This is a genomic window from Streptomyces sp. NPDC005533 (assembly GCF_042871845.1).
Classification (GTDB): Bacteria; Actinomycetota; Actinomycetes; order Streptomycetales; family Streptomycetaceae; genus Streptomyces.
The window spans coordinates 184,405-209,243 of sequence record NZ_JBIAJH010000010.1 but is presented as its reverse complement, the minus strand read 5'-3'; the positions used below and the strand labels follow the sequence as shown (position 1 = coordinate 209,243).

Annotated in this window: 22 protein-coding genes; 12 read left to right on the top strand and 10 right to left on the bottom strand. The window is 71.5% G+C overall.

What is annotated here, in order from left to right:
* Positions 1 to 19: 19 nt before the first annotated feature.
* On the bottom strand, positions 20 to 1,108 hold the full coding sequence (locus ACFYP3_RS13255) for a DUF3344 domain-containing protein (RefSeq protein WP_388831109.1): 1,089 nt from the start codon (positions 1,106 to 1,108) through the stop codon (positions 20 to 22).
* Between the two features lie 173 nt (positions 1,109 to 1,281).
* Between ACFYP3_RS13255 and ACFYP3_RS13250 the strand changes: the two genes are divergently transcribed.
* The 5 genes from ACFYP3_RS13250 (at position 1,282) to ACFYP3_RS13230 (ending at position 4,344) form a co-directional block, all read left to right on the top strand.
* On the top strand, positions 1,282 to 1,536 hold the full coding sequence (locus ACFYP3_RS13250) for a chaplin (protein ID WP_388831108.1): 255 nt from the start codon (positions 1,282 to 1,284) through the stop codon (positions 1,534 to 1,536).
* A 118-nt stretch (positions 1,537 to 1,654) separates the two neighbouring features.
* Complete coding sequence (locus ACFYP3_RS13245) at positions 1,655 to 2,065, top strand: rodlin (protein WP_388831107.1); 411 nt, start codon at positions 1,655 to 1,657, stop codon at positions 2,063 to 2,065.
* Positions 2,066 to 2,305: 240 nt separating this feature from the next.
* Entirely contained in the window at positions 2,306 to 2,539 is a 234-nt protein-coding gene (locus ACFYP3_RS13240; RefSeq protein ID WP_388831106.1) for a chaplin, read from the top strand.
* A 119-nt stretch (positions 2,540 to 2,658) separates the two neighbouring features.
* Positions 2,659 to 3,801: a chaplin gene (locus tag ACFYP3_RS13235; protein ID WP_388831104.1), complete on the top strand. Its 1,143-nt coding sequence runs from the start codon at positions 2,659 to 2,661 to the stop codon at positions 3,799 to 3,801.
* Between the two features lie 195 nt (positions 3,802 to 3,996).
* Entirely contained in the window at positions 3,997 to 4,344 is a 348-nt protein-coding gene (locus ACFYP3_RS13230) for a hypothetical protein (RefSeq protein ID WP_388831102.1), read from the top strand.
* 85 nt (positions 4,345 to 4,429) lie between these two features.
* Here the strand turns inward: ACFYP3_RS13230 and ACFYP3_RS13225 are convergent, their stop codons facing one another.
* Both ACFYP3_RS13225 and ACFYP3_RS13220 read right to left on the bottom strand, forming a co-directional pair.
* The gene (locus tag ACFYP3_RS13225) at positions 4,430 to 4,669 is read right to left on the bottom strand and encodes a chaplin (RefSeq protein WP_388831100.1); all 240 of its coding nucleotides are present in this window, start codon (positions 4,667 to 4,669) and stop codon (positions 4,430 to 4,432) included.
* 155 nt (positions 4,670 to 4,824) lie between these two features.
* Positions 4,825 to 5,301: a hypothetical protein gene (locus ACFYP3_RS13220; RefSeq protein ID WP_388831098.1), complete on the bottom strand. Its 477-nt coding sequence runs from the start codon at positions 5,299 to 5,301 to the stop codon at positions 4,825 to 4,827.
* Positions 5,302 to 5,571: 270 nt separating this feature from the next.
* Between ACFYP3_RS13220 and ACFYP3_RS13215 the strand changes: the two genes are divergently transcribed.
* Positions 5,572 to 5,982: a rodlin gene (locus ACFYP3_RS13215; protein ID WP_388831096.1), complete on the top strand. Its 411-nt coding sequence runs from the start codon at positions 5,572 to 5,574 to the stop codon at positions 5,980 to 5,982.
* Positions 5,983 to 6,079: 97 nt separating this feature from the next.
* On the opposite strand, the gene ACFYP3_RS13210 is transcribed toward ACFYP3_RS13215, so the two are convergent.
* Positions 6,080 to 6,721, bottom strand: a complete 642-nt coding sequence (locus ACFYP3_RS13210; RefSeq protein WP_388831094.1) for a vitamin K epoxide reductase family protein — start codon at positions 6,719 to 6,721, stop codon at positions 6,080 to 6,082.
* Positions 6,722 to 6,913: 192 nt separating this feature from the next.
* On the opposite strand from ACFYP3_RS13210, the gene ACFYP3_RS13205 reads away from it, so the two are divergent.
* Positions 6,914 to 7,687 (top strand): DUF6227 family protein, encoded by a 774-nt coding sequence (locus ACFYP3_RS13205; RefSeq protein WP_388831092.1) that lies wholly within the window; start codon positions 6,914 to 6,916, stop codon positions 7,685 to 7,687.
* A 136-nt stretch (positions 7,688 to 7,823) separates the two neighbouring features.
* Here ACFYP3_RS13205 and ACFYP3_RS13200 read toward each other — a convergent pair whose 3' ends face one another.
* Positions 7,824 to 9,398: an MFS transporter gene (locus ACFYP3_RS13200; protein ID WP_388831090.1), complete on the bottom strand. Its 1,575-nt coding sequence runs from the start codon at positions 9,396 to 9,398 to the stop codon at positions 7,824 to 7,826.
* Between the two features lie 63 nt (positions 9,399 to 9,461).
* Here ACFYP3_RS13200 and ACFYP3_RS13195 point away from each other — a divergent pair, with 63 nt between their 5' ends.
* Positions 9,462 to 10,415: a helix-turn-helix transcriptional regulator gene (locus ACFYP3_RS13195; RefSeq protein WP_388831088.1), complete on the top strand. Its 954-nt coding sequence runs from the start codon at positions 9,462 to 9,464 to the stop codon at positions 10,413 to 10,415.
* A gap of 124 nt (positions 10,416 to 10,539) precedes the next feature.
* Here the strand turns inward: ACFYP3_RS13195 and ACFYP3_RS13190 are convergent, their stop codons facing one another.
* The 4 genes from ACFYP3_RS13190 to ACFYP3_RS13175 all read right to left on the bottom strand — a co-directional run bounded on the left by ACFYP3_RS13190 (position 10,540) and on the right by ACFYP3_RS13175 (position 15,244).
* Complete coding sequence (locus ACFYP3_RS13190; RefSeq protein ID WP_388831086.1) at positions 10,540 to 11,517, bottom strand: RNA polymerase sigma factor RpoD/SigA; 978 nt, start codon at positions 11,515 to 11,517, stop codon at positions 10,540 to 10,542.
* 450 nt (positions 11,518 to 11,967) lie between these two features.
* A complete protein-coding gene (locus ACFYP3_RS13185) occupies positions 11,968 to 12,777 on the bottom strand; it encodes a dioxygenase (RefSeq protein WP_388831084.1) in 810 nt (269 codons plus the stop codon).
* Positions 12,778 to 12,884: 107 nt separating this feature from the next.
* A complete protein-coding gene (locus ACFYP3_RS13180; protein ID WP_388831082.1) occupies positions 12,885 to 14,423 on the bottom strand; it encodes an MFS transporter in 1,539 nt (512 codons plus the stop codon).
* A gap of 62 nt (positions 14,424 to 14,485) precedes the next feature.
* Entirely contained in the window at positions 14,486 to 15,244 is a 759-nt protein-coding gene (locus ACFYP3_RS13175; RefSeq protein ID WP_388831080.1) for a TetR/AcrR family transcriptional regulator, read from the bottom strand.
* Positions 15,245 to 15,524: 280 nt separating this feature from the next.
* On the opposite strand from ACFYP3_RS13175, the gene ACFYP3_RS13170 reads away from it, so the two are divergent.
* The 4 genes from ACFYP3_RS13170 (at position 15,525) to ACFYP3_RS13155 (ending at position 22,485) form a co-directional block, all read left to right on the top strand.
* Positions 15,525 to 16,802: a M6 family metalloprotease domain-containing protein gene (locus ACFYP3_RS13170; protein WP_388831078.1), complete on the top strand. Its 1,278-nt coding sequence runs from the start codon at positions 15,525 to 15,527 to the stop codon at positions 16,800 to 16,802.
* A gap of 300 nt (positions 16,803 to 17,102) precedes the next feature.
* Positions 17,103 to 17,639, top strand: coding sequence for a hypothetical protein (locus tag ACFYP3_RS13165; RefSeq protein WP_388831076.1), 537 nt, complete (start codon positions 17,103 to 17,105; stop codon positions 17,637 to 17,639).
* A 160-nt stretch (positions 17,640 to 17,799) separates the two neighbouring features.
* Complete coding sequence (locus tag ACFYP3_RS13160) at positions 17,800 to 21,951, top strand: SGNH/GDSL hydrolase family protein (RefSeq protein WP_388831074.1); 4,152 nt, start codon at positions 17,800 to 17,802, stop codon at positions 21,949 to 21,951.
* Between the two features lie 72 nt (positions 21,952 to 22,023).
* Positions 22,024 to 22,485, top strand: a complete 462-nt coding sequence (locus tag ACFYP3_RS13155; RefSeq protein ID WP_388831072.1) for a hypothetical protein — start codon at positions 22,024 to 22,026, stop codon at positions 22,483 to 22,485.
* Between the two features lie 94 nt (positions 22,486 to 22,579).
* Here ACFYP3_RS13155 and ACFYP3_RS13150 read toward each other — a convergent pair whose 3' ends face one another.
* On the bottom strand, positions 22,580 to 24,772 hold the full coding sequence (locus tag ACFYP3_RS13150; RefSeq protein ID WP_388831070.1) for an FAD/NAD(P)-binding protein: 2,193 nt from the start codon (positions 24,770 to 24,772) through the stop codon (positions 22,580 to 22,582).
* Positions 24,773 to 24,839 lie beyond the last annotated feature (67 nt).

Below are 24,839 nucleotides of genomic sequence, written 5' to 3'. Positions count from 1 at the left end.
GTGGAGTGGTCTCCTACGTTCAGCGGCGCGCGTCTGTCTGAACGAAGAGCACACCGAGGAAATGACCCTGACTTTCACCCGTGAACCTGAAGTTCAGGCTGCGGGCGCCACCGGACAGGGCGGGACTCAGGTCGAACACGTCCGCGTCATATCCGAGATTGTTCATGTGTTCGGGCTGTCGCACGAACGATTGGCCACCGAATTCCGTGATCGTGGAATTCATAACATCATTAAAAGGATTTTCTCCGTCACTGAGGCTCACCCGGCGCCCGCTGTCGGCCGTCACGGTGAGTGAGTCCCCGAGGGTGCCCCGGTCCCCGTCGTACGCGACCACCCCGACCCGGCCCGCGGACCCGGGCGGCGCGTTCAGGCCCTCGATCTCGACCGTCCCGTCCCCGGCGCGGGCGGCGATCCCCTCGAAGCCGTCCCACAGCGAGATCCGGCGCAGCGGCTCCTGCGGGTGCTCGTAGGCGACGACCAGCGTCCAGCCGCCCCAGGCCCCCACCTCGGAGTGGCCCATGGCGATGTTGAGCTGGGCCACCGTCCACATGCCCGCGCCGCCCTTGCGGACCAGCGGGGTCACGTCGGCGGAGGCCTGGTAGGCGTCGCTGCCCGCGTCCGAGCGGTGGCCCATCACCGTGTCGGCCAGGACCTCCTTGTACGCGCCGCCGGGCTCGGCGACCAGCACCCGGCCGTTGTCCTCCGGCGGCTTCTGCTCGCCCACCCGCAGGTTCCCGCCCCAGTAGAGGCGGGCGTACGAGACCTTCGCGCCCTGCGGGACCTTGAGCTCGGCGCGGGTGGAGTTGTAGGTGTCCGGGTCCTTGTCGACCTCGCTGTAGAACATCTCGAAGTCGCTGTTGACGCCGGCCGCCCCACGCTTCACGTCGGCGCAGGGCTCGGCCTGCGGGGACTCCTCCCGGCGGCAGCTGATGCCGGAGTTGGAGGCCCGTACCAGCCCGCCGTGCTGCACGGCCTGGTAACGCTGGGTGAACGGGACCCGGGGCAGCTCCTTGGGACCGGGGGCCGCCCACGCCAGCGGGGCGGTCGCGGAAAGGGTGAGGCAGGACAGCAGACCGAGCGTGCCGAGGATTCTGCGGGAGGAACCCATGACCCTGTCTCCATTTTCGATCAAGGGGACAAAACAGGAGTGAACTTTGTCAGAAGTCGGGCGGGAAATCACGCCGGACTCGCTCGTAGGGCCTTTTGGGCGATGACACGCACCCTCGGAACGGGCGGGTCGTTATCCGGGCACCATTGTTCGAACCGAAAGGAAATACGGAGATGAAGAAGAGGCTGGTGCGCGGCACCACCCTCGCCGTCGCCGGCGCGGCCGTACTCCTCGGCGGCGCGGGCCTCGCCTCCGCACACGGCGGGGACGGTGCGACGGCCGACGGCTTCACCGGCGGGTCCCCCGGCGTCCTGTCCGGCAACCTCCTCCAGGTTCCCGTCGACGTCCCGGTGAACGCCTGCGGCCTCACCGTGAACGTGATCGCCCTGCTGAACCCCGCCTTCGGCAACACCTGCGTGAACGCCTGACCGTCAACCGCGCCGCCCGAAACGGCTGCATCCGGGTGAATGCACGCAACCCGAGCCGGGCCGGGTGCGTTGATCCGGGTGCTCCACTACCGGGCAATCCTGCAAAAAAGGGACGACAATGATCAAGAAGATGATGGCCTCGGCCGCGGTTGCCGCCTCGGTCGTGGGCATGGGTGCCGCCATGGCTCCGCAGGCGATGGCGATCGGGAACGACAACGGCGTCACCACCGTCCAGGGCAACGGCGCCGCGCAGATCTACGGCAACCAGGCCACCTACGGCAACATGAGCCCGCAGATGGCGCTGATCCAGGGCTCGTTCAACAAGCCCTGCATCGCGCTCCCCGCGAAGGCCAACGTCCAGTCCGTGCTGGCCCTGCTCAACGTCGGCGTCCAGGACATCCCGGTCCTGTCCAACCCGCAGAACCAGCAGTGCACCGAGAACTCCACCCAGGCCAAGGGCGACGAGCCGCTCTCGCACATCCTGGACAACATCCCGGTCCTCTCCGGCAACGTCTCCCAGGGCAGCTGACCGAGGTCCGCGCCCGCGAGGCCGTCGCACCTTCGGGTCGCGGCGGCCTCGCCGCATGTGAAGTCGGACTTCGCACTCCCCCCCGGGAATTCGCGATACAAAAGCGCCGGCCCCCGAATTCACTGCGAGCATCGGAGTGAATTGCCGGACCCCCGCCGAAAATGGGCGGTTTCTTTTTCCCTCGCCGCTCGTTGTTAATTCTGCAGTGGATACGCCTCTGCGGGAAGGATTGAAATCAAAATGACGTACAAGAAGGCAGTGGTGCTGGCCGCCGGCGCCCTGATGGCAGTCGGTGCAGCCTCCCCCGCCATGGCCGACGCGGACGCCACGGGCCAGGCCGTGGGCTCCCCCGGCGTGCTGTCCGGCAACCTGCTGCAGGTGCCGGTGCACGTCCCGGTCAACGTCTGCGGCAACACCGTGAACATCATCGCGCTGCTGAACCCCGCGTTCGGCAACACCTGCGTCAACGCCTGACGAAGCGCCTGCCCGCAAGGGCAAACCTCCTCGGGGTGGCCTCGGAGTGCACGGCGGTGCACTCCGAGGCCACCTTCGATTCAGCACCGGCCGCAGTGCCGGTAGACAGGGAAGGACCCATGCGACAGGTACTGAGCCGACAGGTACTGGGCAAGGGGATGCTCACGGCGGCGGCCGCGTCGAGCCTGCTCTCCATCGCGACCGGCGCGGCGTACGCGCACCCCGGGGCGACGGCCGAGGTCTCGCATTCGCCGGGTGTGCTGGCCGGCAACAGCGTCTCGGTACCGGTGACCTTCGCGCCGAACGTGTGCGGCAACAGCGTGGACGGCGGTGCGGCGCTCAACCCTGTGATGGGCAACACGTGCGCCACCTCGACCGGCTCGCACGCCCACGACGGCTACGACTACGGGCGCTACCTCAGCCCCGAGAACGCCGAGGCCTTCGAGCGCTACCTCGACGAGCGCGGGGGCCGGCACACGGTGCCGGAGCAGCGCCAGGAGTCGGGGCGCCACGAGGAAGCCCGGTACGAGGAAGCCCGGCCCGAGGAAGCCCGGCCCGAGGCGTCCCGGCCCGACGAGCCGCGCCCCGCGGGCCCCCGGCACGCGAAGCCGCGCCAGGAGGAGCCCCGCCACGAGGAGCCCCGCCACGAGGAGCCCCGTCACGAGGGCGGCTACGACAGCCCCGGCAAGGAGGGGGGCGAGGAGGAGTGCGACGACCACGGCGAGTCCGCGCCGCCACCGCCCGCGCACCACGCGCCCGAGCCCGACGCGCCGCACCCGATGCCGGAGCCCGTGGAGGAGCAGCCCGCCCCGCTGCCCGCCCCGGAGCCGGTCCGGGAGACGCCGCCCGCACCGCCCGTCGAGGAGGCCCCGCACACGCTCCCGGCGCCGGCCCCGGCACCGGGCCCGGCACCCGTCGTGGACGAGGCTCCCGAGCCCCGGCCGCCGCACGGGAGCCAGCCCGTGGAGCACCCGGCTCCGGCGCCCGAGGTCGTCCCTCCCGCGGACCAGCCGCCGGCCGCCCCGGGCGGTGACACCCCCGTCGACCTGCCGCCGGCACCGGCACCGGCCCCTGCTCCCGCTCCGGCCCCCGCGCCGGTCCCCGCGCAGGCTCCGGTTCCCGCTCCCGTTCCCGCTCCGGCACACGTGAGCGCGCCCGTGCTGGCCGAGACCGGCGCGGGTCAGCCCGCGGCCGCGGCGGCCCTCGCCGCCGCCCTCGTTCTGGGCGGCGCCATTCTGTACCGGCGGTCCCGTATCGCCTGACGGGCAATACCGGTAATCAGAAGAAATATCGGCCGGAGAATCCCTCGTCGGATTCTCCGGCCGCTGTCATGAACCCGTTCCGCACCGCGCACGCGTCGGCGTTTCCGCAGCGGCGGGGAATCGTTACCCAGGGCGAAAGCGGTGCGACGGTCGCCGCTGACGCCTCTGCCCACGAAAAAGAAGAGGATTTCGATAATGAAGCTCACGAAGGTCGCCGCTGTCGTCGCCGGCTCGGTCGCCGCCCTCGGCGCCTCCGCCACCGCCTTCGCCGCCGAGCCTCCGGCCGCGATGCCTCCCATGAGCCTGACCAGCGGGGCGACGGAGGCGCTGAACTCCGTCGGGCCGTTCACCGAGTCGGCTCCGCAGACGGTGGGCAACGCGCTGGCCGAGCAGGGTGAGGGCGTGAACAAGGTCGTGGACACGGTCCAGCGGGTCAACCAGGTCCGCAACGAGGTGCCCGCCACCGTGCTCGGCCTCGCGAACGGCGCCACCCAGGCGTCCCCGCTGCTCGGCGGGGTGAAGCTCAACGGCGGCCAGGGCTGAACCGCCCCGGCTGAAACGCGTGCCGACACGACTGTGGGCGCCACCGGCGAGGCCGGGGCGCCCACAGTCGGTCGTGCGGTGAACGTCAGTCGTTGAAGCAGGTGTTGCCGAACGCGGGGTTCAGGGCACCGATGATGTTCACGGTGTTGCCGCAGACGTTGACCGGGATGTGCACCGGCACCTGCAGCAGGTTGCCGGACAGGACGCCGGGGGAGCCCACGGCCGCGCCCTCGGCCTGCGAGTCGGCGGCGGCGGAGCCGGCGGCACCGGCCGCAGCGAGACCAGCGGTGGCCAGGACCAGGGCGGCCTTCTTGGCAGAGTTCATGGGAAGTGCACCTTCTGTTCGATGTTCTGCCCCGATCCGGGGCTCACATCGAGCGAAACGGTCCACCCTGCCACGACGACACGGCCTTGCGCACGATCAGACCTGTTCGGCTCAATTGTCGTAACCGTGCGGCAGGTTCCCGGTCGTTCCGCCCCCTAGGGCACGGCGGGAAGGTCCGGGATCTCGGGGATCTCGGGGATCTCGGGGATGACGGGAAGCTGCGGGGTCGCCGGGACTTCCGGGACCGCCGGGGTCGCGGGCACCGCGGGCAGTGCGGGCAGCGCCGGGATGAGACCGGACAGGTCGGGAAGCTCCAGGTCCGGAAGTGCCGGGAGCTTCGGCAGCTCGATCGGCGGCAGGGTCACCCCCGCCGGCAGCAGGCTCCCCACGGATTTGAGGAGGTCCTGGAGGGTCTTGTTGAGACCGGCGAGCAGGTCGTCGATCGGACCGGCGGCCGCGGCGCGGCTCTCGATCTTGTCGACCTGCTGTCGGACGGAAGCCACCTTCCTGTCGAGTGCCGCGGAGCCGCCACCGTCCGCGGCGCCCGCAGGGGCGGCCGCGCCGGACAGTATGACGACGGCGAGGGCCGACGGGACGAGGAGGCGGGCGCGGGACGGCTTCGTGCGGTGCATGAGCGTTCCTTCTGCTGTTGGCACACAAACGGACTCGGATAATCCGCTTCCTCACCCACCGTGCGAACACCTCCTACGGAGCGCAACCGGAACCTTCGCCTATGCGGGCTGCGTACGGGCTTCGCGCAAGCGTCCGCAGGCCACTCACCCGGGCCGGGGAAAAATTCGACGCGCGCAGGCCGTTTGAGTGAAGGAACGGAACCAACCTCCTGGTGGGGCAGTTGACCAGGGCGCTCCATCAGCGGGCACTCGTGCGACAGAAGGATCAAGATGTTCAAGAAGTTCATGACCGCCGCCGCGGTCTCCGCCGTTGCGGTCGGCGCGGGCGCTGCCGCTGCGGCTCCGGCCATGGCCATCGGCAACGACGGTGGCGTCACCACCGTCAACGGCAACGGTGCCCAGCAGATCTACGGCAACCAGAAGACCCACGGCGACCTGAGCCCGCAGCTCGGCCTGGTCCAGGGCACGCTGAACAAGCCCTGCATCGGTCTGCCGGCGAAGCTCAACGCCCAGTCGCTGATCGCCGCGATCAACGTCGGCGTCCAGGACATCCCGATCCTGTCCAACCCGCAGAACCAGCAGTGCACCGAGAACTCCACCCAGGCCAAGGGCGACGAGCCGCTCTCGCACATCCTGGACAACATCCCGGTCCTCTCCGGCAACCTCTCCGCCGGCAGCTGATCTCCGCTCGCCGAAGTGGCGAGGGCCCCGGCGGCGTCCAGCCGTCGGGGCCCTCGTGCGTGCCGTGCCGTACCGCGGCACGGCGTTCCGGCCGCCGTCAGCCGGTCCAGAAGTCCCACCACCGGGTGAGGACCAGCATCCCGATCACTCCGATGTGCAGGGCGGGCGGAGCCCAGCCGAACTCGGTGAAGAAGCCCCGCAGCGGGTCGGGGGCGGGCAGGACGCCCGTACGGACGGTGTGCGCGGTGACCGCCCAGAACATCAGCAGGGTCGCCACCCAGGCCAGGCAGCACCACAGGCACAGCGCGTTGATCTCGTAGAGCGACTGGACCATCAGCCAGGTGCAGAAGCCGACGCCGAAGAGGGTGCCGGCGTTCAGTCCGAGCCAGAACCAGCCGCGGTAGCGGGCGCCGGCCAGCAGGCCCGCGCCGACGCAGACCACGACGGCGTACGCGGCCAGGCCCAGCATCGGGTTGGGGAAGCCGAAGGCGGCCGCCTGCTCGCTCTGCATGACGCTGCCGCACGAGACGACCGGGTTCAGGCTGCACGCGGGTTTGAAGTCCGGGTCCTCCAGCAGCAGGAACTTGTCGAGGGTGATCACCCAGGAGGCCAGCAGTCCGGCCGCCCCGGTGAGGGCCAGCAGCCAGGCCAACCCCTTGGACGGGGTGTCCCGTTCGCCCTCGTGTCCACTGCGGGGCCGTCCCTGCTGGCGCGGGACGCCCACTGTATTCGTTGCCATGGGGGCCATACTCCCGCGCTCCCACCCAGAGCGTGCCCAACCGTGCCCATCCGTAGGCAAGTTGACCTGAAGGGGTGGCGGGAACCGCCGATGCTTCCCGGACGTTTTACCGAACCCCGGACGTGATGTCAGAGCCAGGGGTTACGTTGAGCTTCCGCGAAGTGACAAGCTGCGACGGCCTGGAGACCCACCTTGAGCGATCCGTACGAGACAACCGAGGCGCACCTCGACCGACTCCTCGGCCGCGCCCTCAACTCCTTCGACCTGCCCGACAGGTTGGTCGAGCGCCTCGGCACGGCGCTCGCCCACAGCTCTTCGCTGTACACCACCCACCACAGCCCGGCGACGGGGGTCTGGCGGGAGACCCACCGGCACACCTATCTGCTGACCGACGGCGGTTCGGTCTCCCTGTGGGAGCTGACGTACCTGCCGGAGGGCGACCGCAGGGTCCGCCACGAGGTCTTCGCGAGCAAGGCGGAGACCTGCCTGGCGGTGTCCCGGCTGTTCGGAGAGGCCGCCGCCGGCGCCGCCCCGGATCCGGTGCTGCTGCCGGGCGGCGAGGAGCCGGAGAACGACGTCGCGGCGCTGAGCGCGCTGTTCGCGGTCCCGGTGCCGCCGGCCCGGCGGCACCGGGAGTACGCGGTGGAGCAGTCCGCCGACCACGCCCGCCGGGTGCTGCGCCGCGCGGAGAACGGCGACCGGCCCGGTGAACCGGTGGCGGCGTTACTGAGGACGGCGTACGCGCACCAGATCACGCAGGCGTTCGGCGGCCGGCAGTGCCTGTCGGACGGGCGGGACGCCGGCTTCAGCCTGTACGAGCACGCCTTCGTGCTGCTGGACGGGACCGAGCTCAGCCTCTGGGAGGTCGAGCACACGGCGACGCCCGACGGACGGCACATGTGCGAGGTGTACGAGAGCGAGGCGGCCGCGCGCGGAGCGATGGAGCACCGCGCCCGCGTACGGTGACGCCCCGCCGGGGTGGCGGGGCTGACCGTCGGGTCCCGCCCACCCGGTACGGCCCGCGCCGCGGCGGGCTGCCGGACGCAGGGGAAACGGTGATGCCCGCCCAGGAGGGCGGGCATCACTATGGGACCTGCGCGCTCTAGCCGACCGGGACCTTCTCGGCGGCCGGGCCGCCGTGCCCGGCGGCGTGCTCGGCGGCGCCCTCGCGCTGGTCGATAGGGATCGGCTTGCGCGGCAGCAGGAACATCACCGCGAAGATCACGAGCAGCACGGCCGCGACCCACCACAGCGCGCCGCGGAAGGCCTCGACGTACGGCGGGCCGTAGACCTTGTCGTCGTCCATCAGCCCGAAGAAGACGACGGAGGTCAGGGCGAGGCCCAGCGCGTTGCCCATCTGGCCGGTGGTGTTGATCAGCCCGGAGGCCGAGCCGGCGTCCTGGCGCGGCACCTCCGACAGCGTGGTGTCGTTGAGCGGGGCCACGATCAGGCCCATGCCGATGCCCATGAGGACCAGGGGGGCGGCCATCTGCCAGGAGGCGATCGCCATGCCGTAGCGCTCCGACTCCCAGATGTAGAGGAGCAGACCGGCGGCCATGGTCAGCGCGCCCGCCTGGAGCACCTTGCGGCCGAACCGCGGCACGAGCTTGCCGACGGAGATGCCCGCGGCGGCCGAGACCGCGATCGAGAACGGGATGCCGGTGGTGCCGGCGCGCAGGGCGCTCCAGCCGAGACCCATCTGCATGTACATCGTCCAGACCAGGAAGAAGATGCCGGTCGCGATGCCGAAGGTGAGCTGGACGGCGATGCCGCCGGCGAAGCTCTTGACCTTGAAGAGGGAGAGCTCGACGAGCGGGGAGCCGTCCTTCTTGATCTTGTACTTCTCGTAGGCGATGAAGCCCGCGAAGACGAACGGCGCCGCACCCATGCAGACGAAGCCCCACAGCGGCCAGCCGTTCTCGCGGCCCTCCGTCAGCGGGAAGATCAACATGACCATGGCGAGGGTGGCCAGGACGACGCCCACGAGGTCCAGGCGCAGGGCCTTGGGGGCCTTGGACTCGCTGATGAACCTGCGGCCCAGGATCACGCCCGCGATGCCGACGGGCAGGTTGATCAGGAAGATCGGGCGCCATTCGAGGCCGAAGAGGTTCCACTCGGTGAGCAGCGCGCCGAGCATGGGGCCCGAGACGGCGCCGAGGCCGACGATCGCGCCGAACATGCCGAACACCTTGCCGCGCTCCTGGGGCGGGAAGGTGACGTGGATGATCGCCAGGACCTGCGGGACCATCAGCGCGGCCATGCCGCCCTGGAGGATGCGCGAGGCGACGAGCATCCCCGGGTTCGCGGCGATGCCGCAGAGCAGCGAGGCGGCGGTGAAGCCGGCGATGCCGAGGAGGAAGAGGCGCTTGCGGCCGTAGATGTCACCGAGACGGCCGCCGGTGATCAGGCCGGCGGCGAAGGCGAGGGCGTAGCCGGCGGTGATCCACTGGATCGCGCTGGGGGACGCGCCGAAGTTCGCGCGCATGCTGGGTATCGCTATGTTGACGATCGTGACGTCGACCAGGTCCATGAAGGCCGCGGTCATCACGATGGCGAGCGCCAGCCAGCGGCGGCGGTCGGCGGGTGAGCTGGGTGCGTCGTGGGCTACGTCGTTCCGCTCTTCTCGTACGGGCCCGTTCTCTCTTTCGGGCGATGTCTTGGACGTCTCGGTGGTCATGGAGAGAAACCTAGACCCCATGTAGGTCAGTCCGTGTCCTATTTCGCTGGCAACCTGGATCGCATGACCGACACCCCGGCGCGGCTGCTGTCCCTGCTGTCCCTCCTGCAGACCCCGCGCGAATGGCCCGGGAGCGAGCTGGCGCAGCGGCTGCGGGTCAGCGCGCGGACCATCCGGCGCGACATCGAGCGGCTGCGTGACCTCGGCTACCCGGTGGAGGCCACGCTGGGTTCGGAGGGCGGCTACCGGCTGGTGGCGGGGGCGGCGATGCCGCCGCTGCTGCTCGACGACGAGGAGGCCGTGGCGATCGCGGTGGGGCTGCGGGCGGGGGCCGGTCACGCGATCGAGGGGGTCGAGGAGGCCTCCGTACGGGCCCTGGCCAAGCTGGAGCAGGTCCTGCCGTCGCGGCTGCGGCGCCGGGTGAGCGCGCTGCAGTCGGCCACCATCGCGCTGACCCGGGGGGACGGGGCGAGCGTGGACCCGCGGACGCTGACGGTGATGGCGTCGGCGGTGGCGGGCAGGGAGCGGCTGCGGTTCGCCTACCGGGCGGGGGACGGGGCCGAGTCGCGGCGCCTCGTGGAGCCGTACCGGCTGGTGAGCACGGGGAGCCGGTGGTACCTGGTCGCCTACGACCTGGACCGGGAGGACTGGCGGACCTTCCGGGTGGACCGGGTGTCCGAGGCCTTGGCGACGGGGGCGCGGTTCGCGGCGCGGGCCCTGCCGGTGGACGCGGAGGAGTTCGTGCGGCGGGGGCTCGGCGCGCGGGGCACGGAGCGGTACGTGGTGGAGGTCGGCTTCGCCGCGGGGGCGGCGGAGCTGCCGGAGTGGCTGCGGAGCGGGGCCCTGCCGGGGGGTGGCGGGCAGACCGTGGTGCGCTTCGAGAGCGCGGACGCTCCGGAGTGGGTGGCGGCGCGGCTGGCGCTGACGGGGGTGCCGTTCACCGTGCGGGAGCCCGCGTCCCTGGCGAGCGCAGCCGCGGCACTGGCCGCCCGGCTGACGGCGGCCGCGGCCCCCTGACCGGCGGTCCGCCCCCGGAGCTCCGCTCCTCGCACGCCTGAGGGGGCGAGCGGCAAGGGGGAGCCCCGGCGCCTGGGGGGGGATAGGCACCGGGGCTCGTATGGGGGGGCTTGGCCGCGGGCCGCTAGGCCACCGCGTCGAAGCCGGTGTCGCGCGCCATCCGCTTCAGTTCCAGCAGGGCGTGCTTCTCGATCTGGCGGATCCGCTCGCGGGTCAGGCCGTGCTGCTTGCCGACCTCCGTCAGGGTCCGCTCGCGGCCGTCCTCGATGCCGTACCGCATCTTGATGATCGACGCGGTGCGCTGGTCGAGCTTGCCGAGCAGGTCTTCCAGCTCCTCGCTGCGCAGCAGCGAGAGCACGGACTGCTCGGGCGAGATCGCGGACGTGTCCTCCAGGAGGTCGCCGAACTGCGTGTCGCCGTCGTCGTCGACCGACATGTTGAGGCTGACCGGGTCGCGCGCCCAGTCCAGTACGTCACCGACGCGCTTCTCCGTCGTGTCGAGCTCTGCGGCGATCTCGGCGTGCTCCGGGTCGCGGCCGTTCTCGCGGTTGAACTCGCGCTGGACCCGGCGGATCCGGCCCAGCTCCTCGACCAGGTGGACGGGGAGGCGGATGGTGCGGGACTGGTCGGCGATGGAGCGGGTGATGGCCTGGCGGATCCACCACGTGGCGTACGTGGAGAACTTGAAGCCCTTGGCGTAGTCGAACTTCTCGACCGCGCGGACCAGGCCGGCGTTGCCCTCCTGGATCAGGTCGAGGAGGGGCAGGCCGCTGCGCGGGTAGCGCCGGGCGACGGCCACGACGAGGCGGAGGTTGGAGCGGATGAAGACTTCCTTGGCCCGCTCGCCTTCGGCGGCGAGCGCCTCCAGCTCCTCGCGGGCCGGGGACTCGCCCGCGCGGTCCGTCTCGCCGTCGAGGATCTGCCGGGCGTAGACGCCCGCCTCGATGATCTGCGAGAGTTCCACTTCCTTGGCGGCGTCGAGCAGCGGGGTGCGCGCGATCTCGTCCAGGTACATGCCGACCAGGTCGCGGTCTGCGATCTCCCCGCCCACAGCGCGGGCGCTGCTCGTGGACTGACGACGGGCGACGGCGCGGGTTGCCATGCGTGCTCCCTTGCGATGAAGTTCGGTCGCGGTGCGGCTGCCGGACGGCCACCGTGACGGGGTGGTGCGTCCTCGGACACTCTCCCGAGTGCCCGCTTCCGAAGGAAACAACGACTGGAATCGGGACAGAATTCCCACGCCGCTCCCTCTTTTCCGAGATCTTGCAGTATCCTGCCCCGCCACGAGACGAGCCGAAGACTGCGGGAACCCGAAGAGGCGCAGGTCAGGGCCGGAATCGAGGCCGATCCGGCGGTGCCCACGGACCTCCACGACCTCTCCGTCGGTGAGACGGCCGTCACTCCGGAACAGCGCCGCCCCTGGCTGCACTCCCACCCTGAAGACGGCCCGCACCGGCTTCTGGTTGCCTGCACGGCCGAGGGAATGGCCGAATCTGCCACAAGTGGCCCGTTCCGCCCGAAACCGGCTCGGAGGGAGGTGCCGTCGGCGGGGCTAGCCGAACTGGAGGGAGCGCTTCGAGAGGCCCATCCAGAAGCCGTCCACCGTGTCGCGGCGGGCGGCGAGGTCGCCGGTGGCGTCGGCCGCGCCGAGGGTGACGAAGAGCGGGGCGAAGTGTTCCGTGCGGGGGTGGGCGAGGCGGCCCGAAGGGGACTTGTTCTCGAAGTCGAGCAGGGAGTCGATGTCGCCGGAGGCCAGCGCCTCGTGGCCCCACGCGTCGAACTCCGCGGACCAGCCGGGGACGCCGGCGTGCCGCAGGGCGGCCAGGTTGTGGGTGAAGAAGCCGCTGCCGACGATGAGGACGCCCTCGTCGCGCAGGGGCGCCAGCTTGCGGCCGATGTCCATCAGGCGGCGCGGGTCCAGGGTGGGCAGGGAGATCTGGAGCACCGGTATGTCGGCGTCCGGGAACATCTCCACCAGCGGGACGTACGCGCCGTGGTCGAGGCCGCGGTCCGGTACGTCCTGGACCGGGGTGCCGGGGGCCTTGAGGAGGGCCCGGACCGAGGCGGCGAGCCGCGGGGCGCCCAGGGCCTCGTAGCGCACCTGGTAGTAGTGCTCGGGGAAGCCCCAGAAGTCGTACACGAGCGGCATCCGCTCGGTGGCGCCGAGGGCGAGCGGGGCCTCCTCCCAGTGGGCGGAGACCATCAGGATCGCCGTGGGGCGGGGCAGGTCCGCGGACCAGGCGGCCAGCTCGCCCGGCCAGACCGGGTCGTCGGCGAGGGGTGGCGCCCCGTGGCTGAGGTACAGGGCCGGCATGCGGGTCCCCCGCGCCGCGGGGTTCCGGTGTGCGGGGGCCGGGGTCATGGGGCGCTCCTCCGTCGTCGGTGCAGGGCTGCCCGAAAAGACTAACCCCGCTTGGTTCAAATTTGAACCAAGCGGGGTGGTCAGTCATTCCCGTGCGGGCGCCGCCGTCAGTGGGCGATCACCGGAACCTTGAGCTCGGCGTCCGCGCCCTCGCCGGCGCCGGAGGCCACCGGACCGCCGACGTTCGGACGGCCGGTGTTGATCAGGGTCAGGGCGATGGTCGAGCTGGCGACCAGGATGCCGACGGCCCACCAGATGGCGGAGGCGTAGCCCTCGACCATGGCCTGCGCCTGGATCAGCTGTCCGGCCGGGCCGCCCGCCGCGGCCTCGGCCGCGTGGTCGGTCAGGTACGCGGTCGTCGCCGAGGCGGCGATCGTGTTCAGCAGCGCGGTGCCGATGGCGCCGCCCACCTGCTGCGAGGTGTTGACCATGGCGGAGGCGACTCCGGCGTCGGCCGGGTTCACCCCGTGCGTGGCCAGGGACATCGCCGGCATGAACGCCGTGCCCATGCCGAGGCCGAGCAGCAGCTGCGCCGGCAGGATCAGCGCCGGGTACGAGGACCCGACCTCGAGCTGGGTCAGCAGCAGCATGCCGACGGCGGCGAGCAGGAAGCCCGGACCCATGAGCAGGCGCGGCGCGACCCGGGTCATCAGACGGGCACCGATCTGGGTGGAGCCCGTGATCATGCCCGCGATCATCGGCAGGAAGGCGAAGCCGGTCTTGACGGGCGAGAAGCCCTTCACGACCTGGAGGTAGTAGGTCAGGAAGAGGAACAGGCCGAACATGGCGATCACGGCCAGGCCGAGCGAGAGGTAGACACCGCCGCGGTTGCGCTCCAGCAGGACGCGCAGCGGCAGCAGCGGGGACTTCACCTTGGACTCGACGAGGACGAAGGCCGCCAGCAGCACCACCGAGGCGACGAACATCGTCACGGTGAGGGCGTCCGACCAGCCGGCGGACTCGGCGCGGGTGAAGCCGTAGACCAGCGCGACGAGGCCGGTGGTCGACAGGATCACGCCGGGGATGTCGAGCGGCGCGCGGTTGCGGCCGCCGGCGGGCTCGCGGATGACCAGCCAGGCACCCACGGCCGCGACGATCGCGAAGGGGATGTTGACGAAGAAGGTCCAGCGCCAGTTGAGGTACTCGGTGAGGAAGCCGCCGAGGATCAGGCCGACGGCGCCGCCACCGCCCGCGATCGCGCCGTAGATGCCGAAGGCCTTGGCGCGCTCCTTGGCGTCGGTGAACATCACCGCGAGCAGGGAGAGGGCCGCCGGTGCGAGCAGCGCGCCGAAGGCACCCTGGAGGGCGCGGGCGCCGAGCATCATGGCCTCGCCGTTCGCGGCGCCGCCGAGCGCGGAGGCCAGGGCGAAGCCGATGAGGCCGACGACGAAGGCGTTCTTACGGCCCCACTTGTCGGCGATGCGGCCGCCGAAGAGGAGCAGTCCGCCGAAGGCCAGCGCGTACGCGGTGATGACCCACTGGCGGTTGCCGTCCGAGATCCCGAGGTCGGTCTGGGCGGAGGGCAGTGCGATGTTCACGATGGTCGCGTCGAGGACGACCATCAGCTGGGCCAGGGCTATGAAGACGAGTGCCTTCCAGCGGCTGGGATCGGCAGCCAGCGGCGCGGTCGCGGCTGTTTTTGACATGGAGGTACCCACTTCACTGTGCGGAATGACTGAAAAAGGCTAGTTGGCGAGGTTCGTGCGCGTCACATGGTTTTTTGCCGGAGGTCGTCGAACGTGGCCGCCGAACCGGGCAGTTCGGAGCGGGCCGGTGCCCTCAGCCCGTCGAGGAAGAGCTGGAGGTGACGGTGGGCGAAGCGGTCGGTGTCGAGGCAGGCGGTGCCGGGCAGCGGGCGGCTGAGCTGGGACAGGGCGACCATCAGGTCGCCGACGCCGATGTCCGTACGGATCACTCCGGCGTCCTGGCCGGTGGCCAGCAGCGTCTCGACGGCCGTCTGCAAGGCCGTCTGCGCCGCGAGGAGTTCGGGGTGTTCGCGGTCGAAGTCCTCGGCGAGCATCGGGCACAGGGCGCCGATCCGCTCGTCGGCCGCGGCGTGCGTGAAGCGGCACAGCGCGGCGAAGGCGTCCGGCTCCTCGGCGAGGGAGGCCTCGGCCGAGGCCGTGACCCGGTCCATCACGAAGAGCACGACCTGCCGGACGAGGGTGGGGCGGTCGGGGAAGTGCCGGTAGAGGGTGGCGTTGCCGATGCCGGCCCGCCGGGCCACCTCGTCGAAGGGGGCCGCGGAGCCGAACTCGACGAAGACCTCGCGGGCCGCCGCCAGGATCCGCTCGCGGTTGCGCACGGCGTCGGCGCGCGGGCGCGGGACGCCGCCCGCGCGGGCCGTGCCCGCCCCCCGGGCGCCGCCCCCCTCCCGTACGCGAGCCGGCTTCGCGGCCGCGGCCGGGTCCACGGCCGCCACGAGGGCGGACGGGGCCGCCGGAGCGGTGGCGGTGGGGCTCTTCATTCCGGGGCCTCCCTGGCAGGATCACACGCGGTACGGACGGGTCGCCGTACGGACAGCTCGTCCGGCCCTCCCAAACGGGGAGCCGGTCCCCGCTTTGCGGGACTCACGTACAAACGGGGAACGCGTCCCCGGTTATTTCACTCGCTCGTGTGACCCGAGTCACATCACCGTGCACGTTCGGCCTCTCCCGGCGCGCGGGCGCGCCGCGCCCGTCGGAGGGTGATCGCACAGAGCGCAGTCGGGGACAGGGCCGACTGCCGCGGACCCGAAGGCGATCTCCATGCCGCAGACCCGCCACCGGATACGCAAGCCCCGCCGCGCCAGCGCGTTCATCGGTCTGACCGCGCTGGCCCTCGGCGTCTCCGCGACCGCCAGCACCGGGATATCCGGTCGCGGGCACTCGGCGGCCGGCCCTGCGGCCACCACCGTCGAATCGGCCCTCGCGCCCTGCCGGATCGCCGGCACCATGGGCGTGCAGATGTCCGAGGGCCTGCCGACCCCGCCCGGGTACTCGCGCTCCACCGGTGAGGTCCGCGCCCTGAACCTGATGGTCGACTTCCCCGACGCCAAGGGCGAGGGCACGGCCGCGGACCGGCTGGCGGAGTTCTTCCCCCAGACCGCCGACTGGTTCCGCACCAGCTCGTACGGCCGGCTCACCTACCGGCCCGAGGCCCCGATAAGCACCTGGCTGCGGATGCCGATGCCCTTCGCGGCGTACGGGATCGAGCGCGGGTCCCCGTACGAGCCGGGCTACCGGCAGCTCGTCGAGCACATCGCGAAGGCCGCCGACCCCGAGGTGGACTTCAGCCGGTACGACCTGATCAACATCCTGCTCACGCCGAACGCCGGGCCGTCCGCCCTGGACACCGTCCTGTCGGTGACCTTCTCGGGCAACGGCGAGGCCCCCGTCGCCGACGGGGTGCCGCTGGCCAACACGTCCTTCGTCTACAGCCGGCAGGACGACGGCTCCGGGACCTACCGGGAGACCGGCTACCGGGTGCTCCCGCACGAGAACGGGCACGTCTTCGGGCTGCCCGACCTCTACACCTCCGACGGCGGGAGCACGGTCGGGCACTGGGACATCATGAGCGAGGACTGGGGCGCCAACAACGACCTGATGGGCTGGCACAAGTGGAAGCTGGGCTGGCTGGACAGCACGCAGATCAGCTGCGCGTCCAAGCCGGGCACCAGTGACCACACCCTGTCCCCGCTGGGTGTGCGGGGCGGTACGAAACTGGCCTTCGTCCCGCTCTCGGAGAGCGCCGGGTACGCGGTGGAGGTGCGGACCCGGGCCGGGAACGACGAGGCCGTCTGCAAGCCCGGGGTCCTCGTCTACAAGGTGGACTCCGACGTGGACACCGGGCACGGCCCGATCACGGTGTCGGACAGCGCGAACGCGAGCGGCGGCTGCACGCGGCGGCCCAACGTGCACGCGGAGCTGTCGGACGCCCCCTTCCGGCCGGGCGAGACCTTCACCGACGAGAAGGCGGGCGTCAGCGTCTCGGTGGTGGGGCAGCTGCGCGACGGCAGTTACCAGGTCCGCATCACCCGGCCGTAGGCCTCGGGTCCACCACGGGGCCCCGTGCCGGAGTCGCGCGCGACCGCGGCTCCGGCCTTCCCGCGCCCGGGGCCGGCTGGTGTGCAGGTCGGCGCACCTATCCTCTGGCTAAAGCCGGTTCGTGCACCGCGGTTAAATTTCTTCCGATGCCCGGCGGTATCGGCTTCATGCGTCGTTCCTCCCGAATTCGCCCTTGGTAGCTTCCCCAAGCGATCGTCGGGGGGGCCGACACTGAGCAAACGGCGGACCGCTCCTCCTCGTTCGCGCCACATCATGGCAATTCAGAGGAGTGACCACCCCATGTCCATGAAGACCTCGCTGCGGATCACGCTCGCCACCGCGACCACGTTCGCCGCGCTCGGCCTCGTCGCCCCCCAGGCGGCCATCGCCGACACCCCCGGGCAGCACTTCACCATCGCCGCCGACGCCTCCGCGTCCACCAAGGCCCTCGTGCAGGCGAACAAGCAGGCCGCCGCCGCGTCCTCGACCGTGTGCGGCGCCGGGTACGACCAGATCGTCCTCGCCGAGCGACTGCCCGACGCCCGCCGCTACGCGACGATCTACGTCTACACCAACGGCCAGGAGACCGGCCCGCGGCTCAACGACCGGCCGGTCTGCGCCGTCCTGCACAACGAGACCGGCTCGGCCCAGTACATGGGCGTCCGGCTGAAGGACAACTACACCAGCACCCCGGACACCGAGGACTTCGGCACCTTCACCACCTACGCCGGTCCCGTGTACCAGAACAAGGGCTGGTGCGGCACCGTCTACTCGTACATGAAGAAGGGCGGCCAGGTCGTCGTCGACCACCTGCGCGGCGTCGGCGCCTGCAACTAGTCGCCCCGCTCACCGACCCACCGTCCGGCAGCCCCCTCCGGTCCGGCAACACGCCGACCCGGAGGGCCGGGGCCCCCGACGCGCGCGGTCGTGACATGTGCATTACAAACTTGGAAAGCGAAGAGTGAACCGCAACAGACTGAGGCGGGCACGGATACCCGTGACCGCCGCCCTCACCCTGTCCATGGCCGCGGGCATCGCCACGTCGCAGGCGCTCGCCGCCCCGGCGCCGACCCCGCCCCCGAACGCGACGGCCGACCAGGGCGCCAGGGCCCCCGGCGGTGACGCCCCCAAGCCCGATGCCGTCCCCGAGCAGGACCGCTCCGCGGCCCTCGGCAAGGACTACCGCGGGTCGAAGGACCGCGCGTGGACCACCTCCGGCGACGGCACGGGCTTCCACGTCCTGCTCGCCGACGAGAAGGACGGCTACAAGTGGCGCACCGCCGCCACGCTGTCCGAGCCCGGCTTCGACACCGACACCTGGATCGGCAACGCCTGCCTGACCCAGTCGGGTACGCACGCCGCCGTCGCGTACGCGCCGCGTACGTTCACCAACAAGCCGGAGCTGATGGCGCGCGGCGCGTTCACCGCCCTCGTCGACCTGCGGTCCGGCCGGATCACCAAGCTGCCCGTGCAGGCCAGCCTCGGCTACTTCTCCCCCGGCTGCGGCACGGGCGACACGGCCGTCTTCTCGCAGTTCGCCGACGAGACGGCCCCGAAGAACGAGACGCGGCTCGTCAGCGTCGACGCGTCCACGGCCCAGGCCGACGTCCTGACGGTGCCCGGCCAGGTGACCTCGGCGATCCCGGTGGGCGGCGAGATCGTCGCCGCCCAGGGCCCCACCCTGGTCAAGGTGGCCAAGGACGGCAAGGACGGCAAGGACGCCAAGGTCCTGCCGATCAAGCGGACTTCGGCGATCCCGTTCCAGCTGATGGCCGACGCCGAGGGCGGCGTCACCTTCATCGACCGCGTCCAGCCCGGCGCCAGGCCCGCCGGGAAGCCCGGCGGCGTGCTCGCCCCCTCGGCCAAGGGCGGTCCCACCGCGCCCGAGCCGACGGGTGAGGTCGACCGGGTCACCGCCGCCGACGTCAAGAAGGCCGACGGCAAGGCCGCGGGCATCCAGGTGGCCACCGGCAGGCTGGAGGCCTTCGACCTGGCCCGCACCCCGTCCGGCACCGTGTTCGTCACCGGTACGGCCACGGACACCGGCAAGCTGCCCGGTACGGTCAAGAACCCGGGCGGTATCGCCAAGGAGGCCACGGTCTCCAGCGAGGGCCAGGCCGCGGTCATGACCCGCTGGGCCGACGGCAAGGACTCCCGGCTGCGCCCCGAGGACGCGCTGAGCGCCCGCGCCGCGCGCACCACGATCAAGGCCATGGACACGGGCAGGACGGTCGAGCTAGACGCCCTCCCGACCTCCGACCCGATCGGTGGCGGGAAGTCCCTCCAGGACGGCCAGAGCACCTCCCCCGCCCTGGAGAACGCCGGCGGCGGCAAGCCGGCCGCCCCGTCCGACCCGAAGTCCGCTGCCAAGAACGCGCCCTCCGGCGTCTCCTCGGCAGCGGCGGCGGCTCCGGCCAACGACACCGTCGATGCCGACCGGTTCTGCTCGGTCCCCCGCAACGACCCCCGCAAGCAGGCCTTCCAGCCCACGCCGCGGCAGGTCGAGTGGGCGGTGAACCAGACCGTCATCGGCGGGCTCGACAAGTGGGCCACGCGCCCGGCGAACTGGAAGAACACGGGCATGGCGGCCTACGCGCCGCAGTCCCTCTTCCCGCTCACCCCGCTGGACGGCGACCCCAACGGCACTCCGGACCGCGGCGACGAGTGGCACGTGCCGTCGCAGGTGCTGCTCGGCATCACCGCGCAGGAGTCGAACATGTGGCAGGCCACGCGCTACGCCGTGCCCGGTGTCACCGCCAACTCCCTGATCGGCAACTTCTACGGGGTCAAGTACGCCTCCAACGGTTCGCAGGTGGATCCCTGGTCCATCAAGTGGGACGAGGCCGACTGCGGTTACGGCATCACCCAGGTGACCGACGGCATGCGCGTGCACGGCCACGAGAAGGACAAGGAGACCCCGAAGACCGTCGTCCAGCAGGAGGCCGTCGCCCTCGACTACGCGGCCAACATCGCGGCCGGCGTGAACATCCTGATCGAGAAGTGGAACTCCACTCGCCGGGACGGCCTGGTCATCAACGACGGTCACCCGAAGTGGATCGAGAACTGGACGTACGCCCTGTGGGCGTACAACGCGGGCTACCACGCGAAGTCGACCGCGGGTGCGAACAGCGGCAAGTGGGGCGTGGGCTGGACCAACAACCCGGCGAACCCGCTGTGGAAGGCCAACCGCACCCCGTTCCTGGAGGACGCGCTGGGCAACAACGCGTACTACCACGCCGCCAGCCCGCAGCACTGGCCGTACCAGGAGAAGGTCATCGGCTGGGCGGCCCGCCCGATCGAGGCCATGGACAAGCCCGGCCACTTCACCGCCGGCTTCCGCGAGGCCTGGTGGCTCAACCCGGCCGAGCGCACCAAGGCGATGCCGCCCATCGGGCTGTTCTGCGACGCGTCGAACGACTGCGACAAGTCCAAGATCGGCGACAACGACTCGAACAAGACCGGCCAGGGCGCCTGCCTGCTCCCCGGCGACCCGAACACCACGGACCCGTTGTACCTGAAGTGCTGGTACAACAAGCCGGCCACCTGGAAGAACTGCAAGGACGCCCGGTGCGGCAATCCCGTCCACCGGTTCAACGAGACCTATCCGGAGCAGCCGGACGAGGCCTCGTACCCGCCGCGCTGCACCATCGGCCTGCCCGAGGGCACGCACATCGTCGACGACCTGCCCAACGGGTACTACCCGGCGGGTGGATCACGCAACTGTGCCAACAACGTGTCCGCCGGAACGTTCCAGTTCACCTTCAGCGGTGCGGGCGGCGGTTACCCCAGCAAGATGGACATGCACCAGGTCGGCGCGGGCTTCCGCAACCACTTCTGGTTCACGCACACCCGCAGCAAGGGCACGCCCGACGGCGCGCGCCTCTACACCTCCGGGACCTGGACGCTGAACAAGCCCGACCGCGGCTGGATGCGCGTGTGGGTCCACATCCCGGACCACGGGGCGCACACCCGGCAGGCCGCCTACGAGATCAAGGGCACCGACTCCAGCAGCCCCGTGCGCGTGCAGCCGCAGCGGGTGCTGGAGAACAAGTGGGCGGACCTCGGCGTCTTCAACTTCACGACCGGCAGCCCGCAGGTGACCCTGACGAGCCACAGCATCGACGGTGACGGCTCCGAGGACATCGCCTGGGACGCCGTCGGCTTCCAGCCGCTCGGTGCCAAGCCGGCGAACTTCGTGGTCGCCATGGGTGACTCGTACTCCTCGGGTGAGGGTGCCTCCGTCTCCGGCGGTGGTGACTACTACAAGGAGACCGACCTCTTCGGCAAGGACGAGAAGCTCCGCAACGGCTGCCACCGGTCCAAGTACGCGTGGTCGCGCCAGGCCACCCTGCCGGGCTACTCCAAGTCGATCGGCGCCATGTCCGACGACCGCGACGGCAACATGGACTACCACCTGATCGCCTGCTCGGGTGCGCAGACGGAGAACATCCTCTCCGCCCATGACGACAAGGGCGCCAAGAACGCCAAGAACGCCGAAGGCCAGGCCGGCCAGGCCTCCTTCGGTGAACTCCCGCAGCTCGACAAGGGCTATCTCGACCAGAACACCAGCCTGGTGACGATGTCGATCGGTGGCAACGACGCCCAGTTCACCGACGTCATCACGGAATGCATCTTCATGGCGGGGCTCATCCCCTGCCAGGACGCGAAGCTCAGCGGCCAGTCGGAAACGCTCAAGGTCACCGAGCCGCGACTGATCAAGGAGAAGGTGCGGCCCTCGATCGTCACCACGCTCAAGGAGATCGCCGAGCGGGCACCCAACGCCAAGATCGTGCTGATGGGCTACCCGCCCCTGCTCGAAGGCTCCGGGGGCTGCGTCCCGGGCATCGGTACCGCCGAGACCCCGTGGATCAACGGGATCGGCACCCTCCTGGCCGGGGAAATGAACGGGGCCGCCGCCGACGCCAGGGCGGCCGGTGTCAAGGCCTGGTTCTCCGACCCTGCGAAGGAGTTCGCGGGCCAGGGGATCTGCGGCAGTCCCGAGACGATCCACGGCATCGTCGCGGACAAGACCCCCAGTGACGAGGAGGACATCCAGAAGCCGTCCGCCCAGTCCTTCCACCCGAAGATCGCGGGCGCCCGGCACTACGCGGACTCCCTGCAGAAGACGCTCAACAGTCCGATGAAGTGACAGCCTCCGGCTGACGGGGCCCTGAGTATCCGTACTCAGGGCCCCCGCCTGTTCCTCTGAAAGGCTCGGCCCATGAAGAAGGCTTACGGCGTCCTCGGTTCCGCGTCGACCGGCGCGCTCACCGGGTGGTTGGCGCTCGCCCTGTGGCAGTGGGCCAGCGCCGAATCGATCCGCAGCTGCGCGGGCGGCAACCAGATCTGCTTCCCGCACTACCCGGTCACGGGCTTCCTGATGTGGGCGGTCCTCGCCGCGGTCGTCTTCGCCGTCGCCCTGCCCCTGGTCGGGGTACGGCCGCGCAAGGCGGCAGCGGCGGCTTCCCTCGCGCTGCAGACCTACGCGCTCGCGATCATCGGCCCCCTCGCACCGCACGACGCCCCCGCCACCGACGCGCCGAACCTGGTCGGCTTGGCGCTGGGACCGGCGCTCGTCGCCGTGTGCGCGGTGCCGGCCTGGCGCCGCGCCGGGCTCGTCGCCATCGGTGTGCTGGTGGTGGCGGGCCTGGTCGCCGTCGGCGTCGTCAAGGACATGTTCTAGACCCGCGGCACCGGCATGCCGAGGGGCCCCCGCACCGCGCGGGGGCCCCTCGGTGGTTCCGCGGCCCGCCGGGGAGGGTCGGCGGCCCGCGGGGTCAGCGGGCCGTGGCCCTCGGCCAGAAGCGGTCCAGCCACACCAGGGTGTCCCGCATGACGTAGTGGTCGGCGTTCGGGCGCAGCGCCGACAGCAGGAAGGACCGGGCGCCCTCGGCGGGCACGCCCAGGACGGTGATCCGCGGGTCCGGCGTGCCGTCGCAGGTGACGGGGTGGAACTCCGGGGTCAGGTCGAGCCCGCCCGGCTGGAAGACCTCGCCGTCCGCGGACTCGTTGCGCCACAGCCGCACCAGGCCCCGGTCCAGCAGGTTCCGGTAGAGCGGCAGCACGTCGAGCCGCGGGTCGAAGCCGTGCATGCGGGCCTCGACCAGGACGTCGACGGGGCGGGACAGACCCGTGTGCGGGCCCTCCACCACGGCCTTGCCGGTGCTCTCGTCGAGGCGGACCCGGGCGTCCGGTCCGGCGCCCACGTCCAGCAGCCCGCAGTCGATGAGGGCGGCCATCCTGGCCATGATCTCGGCGGCCGCGCCGTTCGCCAGCCGGTTGTGGTGGCGCACGTACCGCTGGAGGAAGTGCCGCTGGGAGGCCGCGGTCAGGCCCCCGTGGTCCACCGCGTACGAGAGGACCTGGCGCAGGTCGCGCCAGACGCCGTCGGCGGCCGCCTTGTGGGGGTTGTGCACGTTGCCCTGCCGGGCCCACAGCTGGTCGCGCGCCATGAACGCGCGGACCGACGTGCGGAACTCCCCGGGGGAGCCGGCGGGCGGCACCGGGGAGACGGCGCGGTGCCAGTCGAAGCGGTTGCCGTGCAGGTAGGTCTCCAGTCCCCAGGCGGAGGAGAGGGCGTCGGTCACCGGGCCGGGCGGCAGGGAGCGGTCGAGGTGGCTGCGCACCTCGGCCTCGGCCGCGGTGCCGTAGACGGTCCGGGTCCAGTGCAGCAGGACGTCCCGTACCTGCCAGGAGACCGTGCCCTGGGCGGCGGACAGCGTGGACTTGCCGCGCAGGACGGACTCCAGGACGTCGGCTACGGCGTCCACGGCCCGCTCCAGCGGGGCGAGGAGGTGGCCGGGGCCGTCGGCGGGCGTGCCCGTCACGAAGGCCAGGTAGCCCGGCAGGGCGCGCTGGGTCAGCAGGAGGGCAGCGGCGGGGCCGAAGAGGGTGACGTAGTGCAGGTGGGCCATCTCCAGGACGACCAGGGGCAGCAGGTCCCGCTCGAAGTCCAGTTGCGCGCGTCCGGGTCCGCCGTCGGCCGGGGGCCGGCCGGCGTGGGCGCGCAGCTGGTCGACCGCCTCGCGCGTCAGGAAGGTGCCGGGGTGGTCCCCGGAGCCGTCGCTGGGCTTGTGGTTGTCGGGCCGGGCGAAGGTGAAGAGTCCGGAGCCGCTGAAGGCCACGACGGCGGCCGGCTCCCGGCCGCTCGGGCGGTAGACCAGGCCGGAGGCGTCCTCGTGGAAGGTGCCGCCGCGGCCCTCGGTCAGGTGCAGGATCGTGTCGATCGCGGTGAGGCCCATGCCGGCGCAGCCGACGACCGTGCCGGGTCCGCAGGTGTCGGCGTCGAGCCGGTCCTCCAACGGGTACGGGTGCGGCACGTGGCGGGTCCCGCCGCCGACGGCGGGGCCGGCCGAGCGCCGCGGATCGTGGTACGAGTGGCCCGTCAGCAGCAGCACCTCGTCCGCGGGGCGGCGTGCGCCGTCGGCGGTGACGACCTCCAGCCGGTGGTCGGCGAGGGGGGCGAGGTCCACGACCTCCGCATGGTGCAGCCGCAGTTCGGCGCCCGGGTGGCGGCGCAGGTCCGCGGCGAAGGCCCGGAACATGTCGCTCAGGGCGAGCCCGTGCACGTAGCGCTTGGGCCAGTCCTCCGGGCCGAGGTCGAGGTCCGGGTCGCCGGTCTCCTCGAAGCGGCGCCGGCACCACTCGTGCAGGGTGGGCCGCCGGGCGGCGGGGCGCAGCGGGCCGGCGCCGTTCACCGTCTCGTCGGCGGCGAAGCCCACCTGGGCGCCGATCCGGTTGAGGTAGCTGGTGCGTGCCTGGTCGGGGCTGTGGGCCTGGCCGGCGCCGAACGCGCCGGTGCGTTCGTAGAGGTGGACCTCCAGGCGGCGCCCGGGCCCGAGCCGGTCGATCGTCGCCGAGAGCCTCTCCAGCGCGTACGTGGCCCGGGGGCCGCCCCCGACCACGGCGAGCCGGTAGGGCTCCGCCGTCGCCGCGGGGCTGCCGGACGCGTCAGCTCGGGGGGTGGTCACGGGCGCCTCATTCGGTGGTCGAAACGGATCGGCCGGGGTGCGGGTCGGTCCCGGTCCGGGAGGGTGG